Consider the following 16,301-nt stretch of genomic DNA (forward strand, 5'->3'; position numbering starts at 1 on the left):
CAAGCTAGATTATTTTACAACTAGGTCGCCGAAGTAAGGCATAACCATTGGGTTTACTACGTCTGCTGCACCTACGTTAGATTTCGCGCCCCACGCTTCACTCTGCCAGTGTAGAGGAACGAAGACTGCATCGTTGTAAAGTGTTGCTTCAACGCCTTTCAGCATCTTAGAACGCTTAACTGGGTCAGTTTCAGTATTAGAAGCTTCTACAATCGCATCCATTTCTGGGTTTGAGTAGCCAGAACAGTTGTATTGACCACGGCCAGTCTCTTCGTTACGAGTCATTGTTAGGAACTCGTTGAAGTTAGCTGAATCTTCAGTATCTGAGTGCCAGCCGATCATCATCATGTCTGCTGAACATAGATCAAATTCTGGCCAGTACTGTGCTTTAGGCATTGTCTTAAGATCAACTTTGATACCAATCTTAGACAGCATTGCCGCAGACGCTTGCGCAACTTTCGCATCGTTCACGTAACGGTTGTTAGGCGCTGCCATAGTTAGTGTAAAGCCGTCTTCGTAGCCCGCTTCTTTCATCAGCTCTTTCGCTTTTTTCAGATCGTAACGAGGAACTAGATCTTCGTTGTGACCCGCGTAGCCTGTTGGGCTCTGCTGACCAGCAGCTGTCGCGAAACCTTTCATGATTTTCTTAACAATACCTTCATTGTTAATCGCATGAACGATCGCTTGACGAACGCGCACATCTTTCAGTGCTTCGTTGCTGTTTTGGTTCATTTGGAACGTAATGATACGAGTACCAGGTAGCGTTACTAGATCGATGTTCTTAGCTTTTTTAACACGCTTGTGATCGTTTGGCGCAACAGGGTGAATCATATCAACGTCGCCAGAAAGAAGTGCTGCTACACGCGTTGCATCTTCTTTGATTGGCACAAGTGTTAACTTGTCTACGTTACCTTCAGTTTCTGTGTCCCAGTAATCGTTGAAACGCTCGAACGTTACTTTAACGCCTTGCTCACGCTGCGTTACGATAAATGGACCAGTACCAGAAACGTTAGTCGAAGCAAACGAGTTACCGTGCTTAACTAGCTCAGATTTGTCATTACCTTCCGCTGTTTGACCAGAGTAGAACTTGCTGTCCATTGGGAAGATGTAGGTTGCTGTTTGTAGTACTAGTGGGTAAGCCGCTTTTGATACTAGCTCAACTGTGTAGTCATCCACTTTTACCATTTTTTCGTATGGCGTGAAGATAGACTTAAAGTCTGGAGAAGCTTGTAGACGTTCAAAAGTCCACACAACATCATCAGCAGTCAGTTCGTTACCAGAGTGGAATTTCACGCCTTTACGTAAGTTAAAGCGGAAAGTCGTTTCATCAACACGCTCCCAGCTAGATGCTAGGCGGCCTTCAAAATCCATCTCTTGAGTGAAACGTACTAGAGGGTCAAACACCATGTGAGACATTTGCAGTGTGCCACCAGACAGCTGCTCGTGCGGGTCAAGTGATACCGGGTCAGCTGCGTAGCCAACGGTAATATCTGCTGCTGCTGCACTAAAGCTTAGGCCAGCTGCCATTAAAGCTACTGCTAATTTGCTTTTCATGGTTTTCATTGCATAACTCCTTCATGCGGGAATCCAGATCCCTAGTTGTTGTATTTGCGTCTGTTTATTGTTTTTAGCAAGCTAAACTCCAGCCTGCTGATTTTTATACCGCGGCTTGTGCCACTGCTTTTTCTTCTCTTAAACCTGTAAATTCAGGCATTAAAGAAATTAGGTGTTTGCTGTATTCATGCTGAGGCGATTGGAATAGCTGCTCAGTTGGCGCTACTTCCAATAGTTCTCCCATTTGCATCACACCAACACGATCACACATTTGGCGAATAACCGGTAAATCGTGACTGATGAACAGCATGGTTAGGTTGAGCTCGTCTTGTAAATCTTTTAATAGGTTAAGGATCTGAGCCTGAACCGATACATCCAGCGCCGAGGTAGGTTCATCACAAATCAAAAGACGTGGACGAGTTGCCAAGGCGCGAGCGATAGAAATACGCTGACGTTGGCCACCTGAGAATTCGTGTGGGTATTTAACCCCAGCCATCTTGCCTAAACCAACGTGCTCTAGCAGGTCGTTAACGATCTGACGAGTTTCATTCTCGTTACGCGTAAGTTTATGGAATCGGATCGGCTCAGCAATGATGTCGAATATCTTCATTCGAGGGTTCATTGATGTATAAGGGTTTTGGAAAACCATCTGCATTTGACGACGCATTGGGCGACGTTCTTTTTCAGATTTAAGTCCCGTAAGATCAACGCCTTCAAACGTTACCTTGCCTGAGTTAGGTGCGTACAAACCAGCAATCACACGAGCAATCGTTGATTTACCCGAACCAGATTCACCAACAAGACCAAAAGTTTCACCTTCATGTACTTCAAAGCTCACGTTATTTGACGCCTGAACGTACTCACGACGACTCTCAAAGAAAGAATCCTTGGTAGTAAAGCGTAAGTTTACATTTTCAACATTCAACAGTGGACCAGTGTAATCACGGTGATCTTGGCTTTGACCCAACCAATGGTTTTTCACATCAAGTGGTTCCATCTCATGTGCTTCTTCGATGTAGCTCACAAGAGGGAAACGATCAAGTTTACGATCTGAACGCGGAACCGCGGAGATAAGACTGTGCGTGTAAGGGTGTTCAGGAGTACCAAGGACTTTCGCCGTCGGACCAAACTCAACCAAATCACCACGATACATAACGGCTACGCGATCGGTAACATTAGATACCACACCCATATCGTGTGTTACCAACATACAACCTACATTCTTCTTAATACATAGGTCGCGAATCAAACCCAAGATCTGATCTTGAATAGAAACATCCAGTGCGGTTGTTGGTTCATCGGCGATGATTAGGTCAGGTTCACCTGCCAGTGCGATCGCGATAACAACACGCTGACGCATACCGCCAGAGAATTGGTGTGGGTACTGCTTTAAACGGTTTTCTGGTTGCGGAATACCAACTTGGTTCATCAAATCTAATGAGCGCTGGTAGGCTTCTTGATCCGAAACCTTCATGTTGGCATGAATCGTCTCTTTTAACTGCTGTTCTACTGTGAATAGAGGGTTAAGAGAAGTCATTGGATCTTGGAAGATAAAACCAATCTTTGAGCCGCGAACAGAACGCATCTGTTCAGGAGATAAGCCTGAAACTTTTTCACCGTCCAGAAATACCTCGCCGCTAGCAATGCGACCAGGAGGGCTCAGCAAATCGATCACAGCATTACCTACTGTTGATTTGCCTGCACCAGACTCGCCTACAACGCCAACAATTTCACCACGTTCAATGTTGAACGAAAGTGATTTCACTGCGGCGTGAACTCCATGACGAGATGGGTATTCGATACGAAGATTTTTTACTTCTAAAAGTGACATTACCAGACCTCTACTGCTTTGGCAGCTTTCTGCCCTGTCTGCAAAATTGAATCCATTCTTACCAGAATATTGTTCTGATATTTTATACGGTTGACAATTTGGCAAATAATTCACAGAAAAGCAACAAAAATAGGATAAAAAGTCGACATTAAACGCTTAGCAAGTAAAAATGCCACATAAGTATTCACTCGAAGAGCATATAGTAATGAAATTCAGCATTATATTTCCAATAATAAATACTCACAAACCCCTTACTACTGCGTACTTGTAGAGTTAAACATATCATTCAAAGCACATATCCCCACCAGTCACCAAGATCAAATAATTATTCCAAAAAAAAATTAACACTATAGAAACAAACGCTAACTTTACCAATTTAAGCAAACAAAACAACCAGACAAGACCAACCTAACCACACATTCAACCATATGAATTATTTTGATAAATACAAACAAGAAAAACGAAAGACTCAATAAATCAAAGGATTTTTTAAACAACAAGATTCGAAGAAATCTGTCAAATACAGGCCTTAGAGAACATATTTAACGTCAAATTTCACTTTTCATAAAAATCCTTAGACCAAACCTATTAATTTGTCGAATGATTGGTGGTTAGTTTTATATAAAATTAGATATCGATCTGCACATTTGATAAAGCAAATCGCTCCGTATAAGCACCATAATGAAGATAAAGGGTAAGAGCCTGCCTTGTTATATGGAGGGGGAGATTTACGGAGGTGACATCAGGCAAGATGTCGAAGCGGTTGAAGTCCCAGCATTCAAAATTGAGGATTACTGAAACGAGATATGTAAAAAAGCCCCGTCATTTCTGACACAGACGTCTAGTTGAGGCTTCTTAAGATGTTCAGTGAAGAGACATCCCTTGAACATCAGGTGAACCCCACTTGGGTTCCAATCTAGTGATCTACAGATGAAAAAAACTCATCATTTCTGATGAGCTTTCTTAAAGGCGGTCAGTAAAGAGACATTCTTTGAACATCAGGCGAACCCCCACTTGGGTTCCAATCTAGTGATCTACAGATAAAAAAAGCTCATCATTTCTGATGAGCTTTCTTAAAGGCGGTCAGTGAAGAGACATTCTTTGAACATCAGGCGAACCCCACTTGGGTTCCAACCTAGAGATCTACAGATGAAAAAAAGCTCATCATTTCTGATGAGCTTTCTTAAAGGTGGTCGGTGAAGAGGGATTCGAACCCCCGACCCTCTGGTCCCAAACCAGATGCGCTACCAAGCTGCGCTATTCACCGAGACGTTTCGTTTGATTTCTCAAACAGGGAACTTCAATGAAGTTACCAAAATTAATGGGGTGGCTAACGAGATTCGAACTCGCGACCACCGGAATCACAATCCAGGGCTCTACCAACTGAGCTATAGCCACCACTAATCTTTTATATAACCGCTTAAAAAGCGATTATTGAAATAGTGGTCGGTGAAGAGGGATTCGAACCCCCGACCCTCTGGTCCCAAACCAGATGCGCTACCAAGCTGCGCTATTCACCGACTAATTTCGTATCGACTCTTGGGAATAATGAATCAACACTGGAAGCCGAAGCTACCGATATTTTGTAAAGAAAGAATGGGGTGGCTAACGAGATTCGAACTCGCGACCACCGGAATCACAATCCAGGGCTCTACCAACTGAGCTATAGCCACCATTATTTCTTTTTGCCAATTCTCACTTACCTAAGTAAGAGACCGGATGGCGCGCCTGAAAGGATTCGAACCTTCGGCCTTTGGCTCCGGAGGCCAACGCTCTATCCAGCTGAGCTACAGGCGCATGCCCTGTCGGCGGAGTGGAATAATACGTATATCACCTTATGCCGTCTAGTACTTTTTTAACTTTTTTTTCTGTTTGGTCTCTTTTTCGACAGTTAATATGTGATAAACCCCTTATTTGAGTACTACAACCCACCGCAGCTTATAAGTTGTTGTTTATTGCAACAACTTATCGGGATATAATCACCCATTATTTACATTGGTTTAACAGTTGCTCTTTACTGATAAAGCCAAAGCACCCTTCCAACACTATAAATTGGTAAGCATGTACTTACCTTGGGAATGTAAAGTGAGTTTAATGGATATGTCTCGTCGAATTTTAAGCGTTGTCATCGCAGTTTTAACCTTTTCAACTGGCGCTATGGCTTCAGGCCTAAGCGAAGCAGAGCAAGATGCTATTGCTGAACGCATCAAACCAGTTGGCCAAGTTTACCTAGTCGGCAGCGAGCCAGTAGCCGCAGAACCAACAGGCCCTCGTGATGGCGCAGCAGTTTACGGTACCTTTTGTATCGCTTGTCACGCATCTGGCGTAAGTGGCGCACCTAAAACAGGTGACGCTGGTGACTGGGGTCCTCGTATTGCCCAAGGTCGCGACATTCTAGCTGACCACGCAATCAACGGCTTCAATGCTATGCCAGCGAAAGGTTCATGTATGGACTGTTCAGATGATGAAATCAAAGATGCTATCGAGCACATGATTGCTGGTCTGTAATTAAAAATGCCAGATTCAAAAAAGGTGACCTCATGGTCACCTTTTTTATTGGCTTTTATATAACGCGATGAAAGCAAGGAATTACTTCTTGTTGAACATCGCTCGAATGTTAGCAATGTGTGCCTGTCCTTTTTCCATTCTTTCTTCAGCGGATTGTGGTTTCTTAACACTTTCCCACTCCACATCTTCATGCGGCAGTTCATCGAGGAATCGGCTTTGTGTTGGCTTTATCAATTCGCCATACTGACGACGTTCACGACATTTAGTGAAGGTCAGCTCTTTCTGCGCGCGAGTAATCCCTACATACATAAGACGACGTTCTTCTTCTACGTTACCTTCATCGACACTGGTTTGGTGTGGCAAGATACCCTCTTCGGCTCCCATCAGGAACACATACGGAAACTCTAGGCCTTTCGATGCGTGCAATGTCATTAATTGAACTTGGTCTGCATCGTCATCATCTTCACCACGCTCCATCATGTCACGTAGCGTTAAACGTTGAACCACTTCTCGTAGGGTCTTCTCTTCTTTGTCGTAGTTGTCACCCTCAAGGTCAGCAACGATCCAACTATAAAGATCAGAAACGTTCTTCATTCTCATCTCTGCAGCCTTCGGGCTTGCCGAGGTTTCGTACAACCAATCTTCATAGTTAATATCACGAACCAAAGAGCGAACAGCCTCAACGGTATTGCCACGTTCAGCATTATCAGAAATACGAACAATCCAATCGCTGAAACGGCGCAGGTTTTCTAAACCACGACCAGTCAAAGTTTGCTCTAAACCCATCTCAAAGCTCGCTTCAAACAAGCTCTTGCCACGCATGTTGGCGTAGCTGCCTAACTTCTCAAGCGTCACCGGGCCTATCTCACGACGTGGTGTGTTTACAATACGTAGAAACGCGTTGTCATCATCAGGGTTCACCAACACGCGGAGGTAAGCCATGATGTCTTTAATCTCAGCTCTAGCGAAGAAAGACGTACCGCCAGAAACTTTGTAAGGCACACGGTTCTGCATCAACGCTTTTTCAATCAAGCGAGATTGGTGGTTACCACGGTACAGCACTGCGTAATCTTTATATTCAGTGCGGTTCAAAAACTTGTGAGCGATGATCTCACCTGTAATACGCTCTGCTTCATGCTCTTCATTCTTAGCATTCAGTACCTTGAGCTTTTCACCGTCCGGGATCTCAGAGAACAGTGACTTTTCATAAACGTGTGGGTTATTAGTGATCAAGATATTCGCTGCACGCAAAATTCGACTCGTTGAGCGGTAGTTCTGCTCTAGTTTGATCAAGCGTAAGTTCGGGTAATCCTCACCTAACAGCACCAAGTTTTGCGGTTTTGCACCACGCCATGAGTAAATAGATTGGTCATCGTCACCTACGACCGTCAAACGACCACGCTCTCCCACAAGCAGACGCACCAATTCATATTGGCTGGTGTTGGTATCTTGATACTCATCGACAAGTAAATAGCGAATACGAGACTGCCAGCGCTCGCGCACTTCTTGATTGGTTTTCAGAAGTAATACTGGCATCGCAATCAGATCATCAAAATCGAGCGCGTTGTATGCCTTCATCTGTTTCTGGTACATCTCAAAACAGAATGCAAACAACTGCTCTTGTTCGCCTTGAGCTCGAGCTTTCGCCTGATCTGGCGTCAGCATGTCATTCTTCCAATTCGAAATGGTGCTCATTAAAGCACGCAGCAGATCCTTATCACCATCGATCTGTCTCTCTGTTAGCTCTTTTAATAGCGCCAACTGGTCTTGGTCATCAAATAGAGAGAAGCCCGCTTTCAGACCCAGCGCTTTGTATTCACGACGAATGATAGTTAAGCCCATGGTATGAAAAGTCGAAACGATCAGGCCTTTTGATTCACCTTTCCCCAGAGTTTGCCCCACACGTTCTTTCATCTCGCGTGCCGCTTTATTGGTAAAAGTTACCGCTGCAATATTGCGTGCCTTGTAACCACACTCTTGAACCAAGTAAGCAATCTTATTCGTGATAACACGTGTTTTACCAGATCCAGCGCCTGCTAATACTAAACAGGGGCCCGAAACATATTTCACGGCTTCATCTTGTCTTGGGTTCAGTTTCATTTGGTTCTCAATTTGGTCTATCGGAGCGAATTCAATTGCGCGCCTATAATAATGCTGCAACACCACGAATGCTACGCTCTCTTATGCAAGAATTTTATATCACATATGAAAAACTATGTTGCACATATGTGTGGGTCTTAGGCTATAATGAATGAACGTTCATTCATTAGTGAGTATATTATCACTGTCTGGTTCTTATTCTATGATAGATAAAAGACAACAAATTATAGATGCCGCCGAAAAACTGATTGCTGAATCAGGCTTTCACGGGCTTTCTATGCATAAACTAGCTAAAGAAGCAGGAGTTGCGGCAGGAACTATTTATCGCTACTTCTCAGACAAAGAAGAACTATTACAACAAGTTCGCTTAGCTGTCACTCAACGGAATGCTGGTTTAATTCAGCAAGGCGTTGAAGATTCGATGAGTCTAAAAGAACGATTTAGAAAAATGTGGCTCAACATTTTCGAGCTCTCGGGATCAAACATCTGCAATTTAAAGAATAGAGCTCAATACGACTCTTTACCTTGTATTCGCAGCCATGAGACCAAAGAGATTGAACGAAAAATGTTCCACAAAATAGATCAACTCTTTACTGAAGGTAGAGAGCAAGGGGTGTTTAAGCCTCTAGAAAACCCTGTTTTAGCAGCACTTAGCTTAGAAGTCAGTGTCACGCTGGCCCGTAAGCAATCTCTTGGATATTACCAACTTGATAAAAAAGCCATTGAAGCGGCGATTGAAGCGAGTTGGGATGCGATTATTACACACTAATTTGGAGTTCTAACTAGAATGAAAAAGTGGACTTTCTTCATGTTACTCATCGCTGTACTACTTTTCGGCAGCGTTATTGGGTTTAACATGTTTAAACAACAAAAAATTGCTGAGTTTATGGCTAACCGACCTGAGCCAGAGTTTCCAGTAACGGTAACAGAAGTTCAACCTATCGACTGGGTTCCTGTGATCGAAGCTATCGGCTTCATCGAACCTAACCAAGGTGTAACACTAGCGAACGAAACCAGCGGTGTTATTGACCAAATATCTTTTGGTTCTGGTACTGATGTTAAAAATGACCAACTTCTTGTTCGTCTTGATTCTGGCGTAGAAAAGGCAAATCTAAAGAGCTCTGAAGCTCGCCTACCTGCGGCAAAAGCAAAATACAAACGCTACCAAGGTCTTTTTAAGAAAGGTTCTATTTCTAAAGAAGCATACGATGAAGCAGAAGCAAACTTCTACTCTCTATCTGCTGATATTGAAAGCCTAAAAGCATCTATCGAACGTCGTGAAATTCGTGCTCCTTTCGATGGAAAAGTGGGCATTCGTAACGTTTACCTAGGTCAATACCTGCAATCAGGTACGGATATCGTTCGTTTAGAAGATACCAGTGTCATGCGCCTGCGCTTCACGGTTTCTCAAACTGATATCTCTCGCATCCATGTGGGTCAAGCTATCGACATCTTTGTTGATGCCTACCCAGAGAAGCCATTTGAAGGTTCTATCAGTGCAATCGAACCAGCAGTAAGCATCCAAAGTGGTCTTATCCAAGTTCAAGCAGATATTCCAAACAATGATGGCAAGCTTCGTAGCGGTATGTTCGCTCGTGCTAACATCATTCTGCCTAAGCTAGAGAACCAAGTTACTCTTCCTCAAACAGCGATTACTTTCACTCTATATGGTGACAATGTTTACATCTTAACTGAAGAAGACGGAGTTCAGCGTGTTGCTCAACATGTTGTAAAAGTAGGTGAGCGTACGGCTGATATTGCACACATCCTTGATGGTGTAAAAGCTGGCGATACAGTTGTAACTTCTGGCCAAGTACGCCTAAGTAACGGCGCCAAAGTTAAAGTTGTTGAAAGTGATGCAATCACTCCACCATCTGAAACACCTAAGCTGTAACTGGAGGCACAATGCGCTTTACTGATGTTTTTATTAAACGTCCAGTTCTAGCGGTATCCATCAGCTTTTTGATTGCTCTGCTTGGCTTACAAGCAATCTTCAAAATGCAGGTGCGTGAATACCCTGAAATGACGAATACCGTGGTGACAGTCTCAACTGGTTACTATGGTGCAAGTGCCGATCTTATCCAAGGCTTTATCACCCAGCCCCTCGAACAGGCTGTGGCTCAAGCGGATAACATCGATTATATGACATCTTCTTCTGTGCTAGGTAAATCTACGATTACCGTGAACATGAAGTTGAACACCGACCCGAATGCGGCATTGTCTGACATACTGGCCAAGACAAACTCGGTACGTTCTCAGCTACCTAAAGAGGCTGAAGATCCAACCGTAACTATGTCTACCGGTTCAACAACCGCTGTACTCTACATTGGTTTTACCAGTGACGAGTTGGTGTCGAGCCAAATTACCGACTATCTAGAGCGTGTAATCAACCCGCAGCTATTTACGGTTAATGGTGTATCTAAGGTTGATCTATATGGTGGTATGAAATACGCACTGCGCGTATGGCTAGACCCATCAAAAATGGCGGCGATTGGTCTGACTGCATCTGATGTAATGACAGTACTGAACGCTAACAACTACCAATCAGCTACGGGTCAAGCGACCGGTGAGTTCGTGCTTTACAACGGCAGTGCCGATACTCAGGTATCAAACACTGAAGAACTAGAGAATCTAGTAGTGAAAAGCGGAGAAGGTGAGATCATTCGCCTATCCGATATCGCGAAGGTTTCTCTTGAGAAAAGTCACGATGTTTACCGAGCAAGTGCTAACGGCCAAGAGGCGGTTGTAGCCGCGATAAATGCGGCGCCAAGTGCGAACCCTATCAACATCGCTGCTGATGTACTTGAACTTCTTCCTCAACTAGAGAAGAACCTACCAAGCAACATCTCAATGAACGTCATGTACGATTCAACCATTGCGATTAACGAGTCAATTCAAGAGGTTATTAAGACAATCCTTGAAGCGGCATTAATCGTATTGATAGTAATTACTTTATTCTTAGGTTCATTCCGAGCGGTACTGATCCCTATCATTACTATCCCACTGTCTTTGATTGGTGTGGCAATGGTAATGCAGGCAATGGGCTTCTCTTGGAATCTAATGACACTACTGGCAATGGTACTTGCCATCGGTCTAGTGGTAGATGATGCGATCGTAGTACTTGAGAACGTCGACAGGCATATCAAGCTCGGAGAGTCCCCTTTCCGCGCTGCGATCATCGGTACTCGTGAAATTGCGGTGCCTGTTATCGCAATGACACTCACGCTAGGTGCGGTATACGCTCCAATCGCGATGATGGGCGGTATCACGGGCTCACTATTTAAAGAGTTCGCATTAACCCTAGCCGGTTCTGTATTTGTATCAGGTATCGTGGCACTAACGCTGTCGCCAATGATGTGTTCAAAAATGCTGAAAGCTCACGCTGAGCCAAGCAAGTTTGAGCAGAAAGTTCATAGCGTGCTGGATGGCATGACTAACCGTTACGAGCGTATGCTTGGTGCGGTAATGCAACATCGTCCAGTATTTATTGGTTTTGCTATCATCGTATTTGCAAGTTTACCGTTGTTGTTCAAATTCATCCCTAGTGAGCTAGCACCTTCAGAAGATAAAGGTGTAATCATGTTGATGGGTACAGCACCGTCGAATGCAAACTTAGACTTCATGCAAAATACCATGAACGACGTAAACCAGATTCTGTCTGATCAGCCAGAAGTTGCTTACGCACAGGTATTTACAGGTGTGCCAAATGCAAACCAAGCATTTGGTATCGCGTCTATGGTTCCTTGGAGCGAACGTGAAGCAAGCCAATCAGACGTAGCAAACCGCGTTGGTAATTTGGTAAAAGATGTTCCAGGAATGGCGGTAACTGCATTCCAAATGCCAGAACTACCAGGTGCTGGTTCAGGCCTTCCAATTCAGTTTGTCATAACAACGCCAAACAGTTTTGAAAGCTTGTTCCAAATTACCACAGACATTCTGGCTGATGTATCTTCAAACCCGCTGTTCGTATATTCAGATCTCGACCTGAATTACGACTCAGCAACCATGAAGATCAACATCGACAAGGATAAAGCGGGCGCATACGGTGTGACCATGCAAGATATCGGTATCACGCTCGGTACCATGATGTCTGATGGCTACGTGAACCGTATAGACTTGAATGGCCGTTCTTACGAGGTTATTCCTCAAGTTGAACGTAAATTCCGTCTAAACCCTGAATCGATGAACAACTACTACGTACGTGCCGCTGATGGTAACGCCGTTCCTCTAGGCAGTTTGATTACGATTGATGTTGTGGCAGAGCCTCGCTCTCTTCCTCACTTCAACCAATTGAACTCGGCTACGATTGGTGCGGTACCGGCTCCAGGCGCTGCAATGGGTGATGCAATTGCGTGGTTTGAAGACACGGCAGCGAATAAGCTTCCAAGTGGCTACAACCATGACTACATGGGTGAAGCACGCCAATACGTAACAGAAGGTAGCGCACTTTACGCGACCTTTGGTTTAGCTCTGGCAATCATCTTCTTGGTATTGGCGATTCAGTTTGAATCACTGAAAGACCCACTGGTTATCATGGTATCTGTACCACTGGCGATCTGTGGTGCCCTAATAGCTCTGGCTTGGGGTGCGGCAACGATGAACATCTACTCGCAAGTTGGTTTGATCACCTTAGTCGGCCTGATTACCAAGCACGGTATCTTGATTTGTGAGGTAGCGAAAGAAGAGCAGCTGCACAATCAAAAAACTCGTATTGAAGCGGTAATGGAAGCAGCGAAGGTTCGTCTTCGCCCAATCCTGATGACAACCGCTGCGATGATCGCGGGTCTAATCCCACTGATGTACGCAAGTGGTGCGGGTGCGGCTCAGCGTTTCAGTATTGGTATCGTAATCGTTGCTGGTTTAGCAATTGGTACTCTCTTCACGCTATTTGTACTGCCTGTGATTTACAGCTACTTGGCTGAAAAACACAAACCTCTACCTGTATTTGTTGAAGACAAAGACCTAGAAAAACTAGCTCGCGTCGATGAAGCAAAAGCAGCGCACAGAGAATTAGCTGATAATAAGTAATCACTAAGTCGTAATAACAATAAAAAGGCTACTTCGGTGGCCTTTTTTTGTACGCCATAGGCGACATCGCAAGTGTGATTAAATAGAATAGTGGTAAATATTCAGGAGTTTTAATTGATATGTTTGATCCAAAAAAACTAGAGCAGATTGCTAAGCAGATCCACGATTCTATGCCTCAACCAGTAAAAGAGCTTGGTTCAGATGTAGATCAAAAAGTTCGCCAGGTTATCCAAGGCCAACTGAACAAGCTAGACGTTGTAAGCCGTGAAGAGTTTGATGTTCAAACACAAGTACTACTGCGCACTCGCCAAAAGCTGACTGAAATGGAACAAAAGCTAGCGGACTTAGAAGCAAAGATTGCCGACAAGTAAGCGTAAAGAAAGAAAACTGAAAGTCTACGAAGACTGAACAAACAATGTTCATTTTATTGATTTTTAAGACTTTGTTACTAAAAGCAAAAAGGCTTGGTCAACGGCGACCAAGCCTTTTTATTAGATGTTGTGTTGCTTATTTATAACTCCAACCTGTAAGGAGTTAGTGATACTGCTTCGCTTTTTCTGCAAATTTATCAGTATCTAAGCGACAAATTAACCGCCTACAGCGATACGCTTCATGTCGCTCATGTAGCTACGTAGCTCTTCACCAATGTACTCTACAGGGTGGTTACGGATAGCTTCGTTTACTTCAATTAGTTTAGCGTTATCAACTTGGTTAGATGTTTCACCTAGACCACGGCCGATTACGTCTGTTGCTACTGAAGGCATGAACTTCTCACGTAGTAGCGGTGTTGCTACGTTAGCGAATAGGTAGTTACCGTACTCAGCAGTATCAGAGATTACAACGTTCATTTCGTAAAGACGCTTACGAGCAACTGTGTTTGCGATTAGTGGAAGCTCATGTAGAGATTCGTAGTAAGCCGACTCATCGATGATGCCAGATGCTATCATTGCTTCGAATGCTAGCTCAACACCGGCGCGAACCATAGCAACCATTAGGATACCGTTGTCGAAGTACTCTTGCTCTGAGATTTCTACGTCAGAAGCTGGGTAGTTTTCGAATGCTGTTTCGCCTGTCTCTTCACGCCAGCCTAGTAGGTTCACGTCATCGTTCGCCCAGTCAGCCATCATTGTGCTAGAGAAGTGACCAGAGATGATGTCATCCATGTGCTTGTTGTAAAGCGGACGCATTAGGTCTTTTAGCTCTTCAGAAAGCTCAAACGCTTTAACTTTAGCTGGGTTAGACAGACGGTCCATCATGTGAGTTACGCCACCGAACTTAAGTGCTTCAGTAATCGTTTCCCAACCGTATTGTAGAAGTTTACCTGCGTAGCCTGGTTCGATGCCATCAGCAATCATCTTCTCGTAAGATACGATAGAACCGGCTTGTAGCATGCCACATAGAATTGTTTGCTCACCCATAAGGTCAGATTTAACTTCAGCTACGAATGAAGACTCTAGGCAACCAGCACGGTGACCACCAGTACCTGCAGCCCAAGCTTTAGCGATATCCCAGCCTTCGCCTTTAGGGTCATTTTCTGGGTGAACAGCGATCAGTGTTGGAACACCGAAACCACGCTTGTACTCTTCACGTACTTCAGAACCTGGGCACTTAGGTGCAACCATTACAACGGTAAGGTCAGCACGTAATTGCATGCCTTCTTCAACAACGTTGAAACCATGAGAGTAACCAAGAGCAGCACCTTCTTTCATTAGAGGCATTACTGTCTCAACAACATTAGTGTGTTGCTTGTCGGGAGTAAGGTTAATAACTAGGTCTGCTTGAGGGATTAGCGTTTCGTAGCTACCAACTACAAAGCCGTTTTCGTCAGCATTCTTGAATGATTGACGCTTCTCATCAATTGCAGCTTGGCGTAGAGCGTAAGATACGTCTAGACCAGAATCACGCATGTTTAGACCTTGGTTCAGGCCTTGAGCACCACAGCCAACAATGACGATCTTCTTACCTTCAAGGTATTCAGCTTCAGTCGTAAATTCTTCACGATCCATGAAACGGCAGCGACCTAATTGGTCTAGTTGCTCACGAAGGTTTAATGTATTGAAATAGTTAGCCATTGTAGGGCACTCCTTTAAAAATAAGTCCGTAAGGTCGATATCTCTCTATCGAATGACTTCATACTAAAACAGACACTCCGTTGCTGAAAGTGATATATTCACAATTAGTTATTGCAATAAATGCAACATGGAAACGATCGCAAAACATGAACATAAAATCTCTACAATTATTTATACATTTATGTGATAGCAAGAGTTTCAGCAAAACAGCTGCGGCTATGCACGTCAGTCCTTCAGCACTTAGTCGTCAGGTACAAAAGCTTGAAGAAGAAACGGGGCAAGAATTACTTATCAGAGATAACCGCAGTGTTGATCTCACTCCAGCAGGAAAGCACCTATTGCCAGTAGCATTAAGCATCGTTGGAGAGTGGCAGCAATACAATCTTCACCTGAAAGGTGGTGAGCAAGAACTTAAAGGTGAAATCCGCATATTTTGCTCGGTAACGGCTAGTTACAGCCACCTACCTGAGCTCATAACCGAATTCAGAGCTATTCATCCGTACATTGAATTTAAGCTCTCTACAGGCGATCCGGCTCAATCCATCGACAAGATTTTAAATGATGAAGCAGATATTGCTATCTCAGCGAAGCCAGACATTCTTCCTTCAAGATTAGAGTTCGAAACCATCAGCGATATACCACTGTCAGTCATCATCCCATCCGGTGTGAGTAGTTTTAGCCAGCAGCTGCAATCAGAGAAACCAAACTGGAATGAAGTACCTTTTATCATCCCAGAAGCAGGTACTGCACGAGAACGTGCGAACGCATGGTTCAAAAAGATGAAGATAAAGCCCAACATTTACGCTCAGGTATCAGGTCATGAAGCAATCGTAAGTATGGTTGCTCTTGGCTGTGGGGTTGGTATCGCTCCAGACGTTGTAATCAACAACAGCCCTGTGAGAGATAAAGTCGATCGTTTAAAAATAGAACCAATCAAACCCTTTGAATTAGGTGTCTGCTGTAAACGATCTCAACTTGAGAACTCATTGATTAGAGCGTTCTGGCAGGTAGCCGAAGGAAAGTATCTCCCTGACTAGTTAACTTTAAATATGCTGGTTAAGAAAATAATAGAGAGCACATTAGTGCTCTTTTTGTTTTTCATAAACGATAAATATGAAAAAAGCCCGCTGATTTCTCAGCGGGCTTTTCAATGGTGGTGGAGGGATAGGGATTTGAACCCTAGAACCGCTATTAACGGTTGCCGGTTT

General features: G+C 44.0%; 10 protein-coding genes and 5 tRNA genes. 6 read left to right on the forward strand and 9 right to left on the reverse strand.

Annotated features, from left to right (window positions below):
- Nucleotides 1–9: 9 nt before the first annotated feature.
- The 7 genes from ACED59_RS11195 to ACED59_RS11225 form a co-directional block, all read right to left on the reverse strand.
- Nucleotides 10–1,563 (reverse strand): ABC transporter substrate-binding protein, encoded by a 1,554-nt coding sequence (locus tag ACED59_RS11195; protein ID WP_009848075.1) that lies wholly within the window; start codon nt 1,561–1,563, stop codon nt 10–12.
- Nucleotides 1,564–1,657: 94 nt separating this feature from the next.
- A complete protein-coding gene (locus ACED59_RS11200; protein WP_009848076.1) occupies nt 1,658–3,385 on the reverse strand; it encodes an ABC transporter ATP-binding protein in 1,728 nt (575 codons plus the stop codon).
- Between the two features lie 1,190 nt (nt 3,386–4,575).
- Nucleotides 4,576–4,652 (reverse strand) — tRNA-Pro (locus ACED59_RS11205).
- 55 nt (nt 4,653–4,707) lie between these two features.
- Nucleotides 4,708–4,783, reverse strand: a tRNA-His gene (locus ACED59_RS11210).
- A 45-nt stretch (nt 4,784–4,828) separates the two neighbouring features.
- A tRNA-Pro gene (locus ACED59_RS11215) sits at nt 4,829–4,905 on the reverse strand.
- Nucleotides 4,906–4,982: 77 nt separating this feature from the next.
- A tRNA-His gene (locus tag ACED59_RS11220) sits at nt 4,983–5,058 on the reverse strand.
- 47 nt (nt 5,059–5,105) lie between these two features.
- A tRNA-Arg gene (locus ACED59_RS11225) sits at nt 5,106–5,182 on the reverse strand.
- 297 nt (nt 5,183–5,479) lie between these two features.
- Between ACED59_RS11225 and ACED59_RS11230 the strand changes: the two genes are divergently transcribed.
- The gene (locus ACED59_RS11230; protein ID WP_009848079.1) at nt 5,480–5,893 is read left to right on the forward strand and encodes a cytochrome c5 family protein; all 414 of its coding nucleotides are present in this window, start codon (nt 5,480–5,482) and stop codon (nt 5,891–5,893) included.
- Nucleotides 5,894–5,974: 81 nt separating this feature from the next.
- On the opposite strand, the gene rep is transcribed toward ACED59_RS11230, so the two are convergent.
- Nucleotides 5,975–7,993 carry a DNA helicase Rep gene (gene rep / locus ACED59_RS11235; RefSeq protein WP_017096412.1) on the reverse strand — a complete coding sequence of 673 codons (2,019 nt, stop codon included), beginning with the start codon at nt 7,991–7,993 and terminating at the stop codon, nt 5,975–5,977.
- Between the two features lie 151 nt (nt 7,994–8,144).
- On the opposite strand from rep, the gene ACED59_RS11240 reads away from it, so the two are divergent.
- From ACED59_RS11240 to ACED59_RS11255, 4 genes are all read left to right on the forward strand, one after another.
- The gene (locus tag ACED59_RS11240) at nt 8,145–8,762 is read left to right on the forward strand and encodes a TetR/AcrR family transcriptional regulator (protein WP_017096411.1); all 618 of its coding nucleotides are present in this window, start codon (nt 8,145–8,147) and stop codon (nt 8,760–8,762) included.
- Between the two features lie 18 nt (nt 8,763–8,780).
- A complete protein-coding gene (locus ACED59_RS11245) occupies nt 8,781–9,887 on the forward strand; it encodes an efflux RND transporter periplasmic adaptor subunit (protein ID WP_009848083.1) in 1,107 nt (368 codons plus the stop codon).
- An 11-nt stretch (nt 9,888–9,898) separates the two neighbouring features.
- Nucleotides 9,899–13,021: a multidrug efflux RND transporter permease subunit gene (locus ACED59_RS11250; protein ID WP_009848084.1), complete on the forward strand. Its 3,123-nt coding sequence runs from the start codon at nt 9,899–9,901 to the stop codon at nt 13,019–13,021.
- A gap of 119 nt (nt 13,022–13,140) precedes the next feature.
- Nucleotides 13,141–13,392, forward strand: a complete 252-nt coding sequence (locus ACED59_RS11255) for an accessory factor UbiK family protein (RefSeq protein ID WP_009848085.1) — start codon at nt 13,141–13,143, stop codon at nt 13,390–13,392.
- Nucleotides 13,393–13,608: 216 nt separating this feature from the next.
- Here ACED59_RS11255 and ilvC read toward each other — a convergent pair whose 3' ends face one another.
- Nucleotides 13,609–15,093, reverse strand: a complete 1,485-nt coding sequence (ilvC, locus tag ACED59_RS11260; protein WP_371705150.1) for a ketol-acid reductoisomerase — start codon at nt 15,091–15,093, stop codon at nt 13,609–13,611.
- A gap of 146 nt (nt 15,094–15,239) precedes the next feature.
- Here ilvC and ilvY point away from each other — a divergent pair, with 146 nt between their 5' ends.
- Nucleotides 15,240–16,130, forward strand: coding sequence for an HTH-type transcriptional activator IlvY (gene ilvY / locus ACED59_RS11265; protein WP_029223737.1), 891 nt, complete (start codon nt 15,240–15,242; stop codon nt 16,128–16,130).
- Nucleotides 16,131–16,301: the final 171 nt, after the last annotated feature.

The sequence above is a fragment of the Vibrio sp. FF266 genome (assembly GCF_041439695.1).
In the GTDB taxonomy this organism is placed as follows: domain Bacteria; phylum Pseudomonadota; class Gammaproteobacteria; order Enterobacterales; family Vibrionaceae; genus Vibrio; species Vibrio tasmaniensis_A.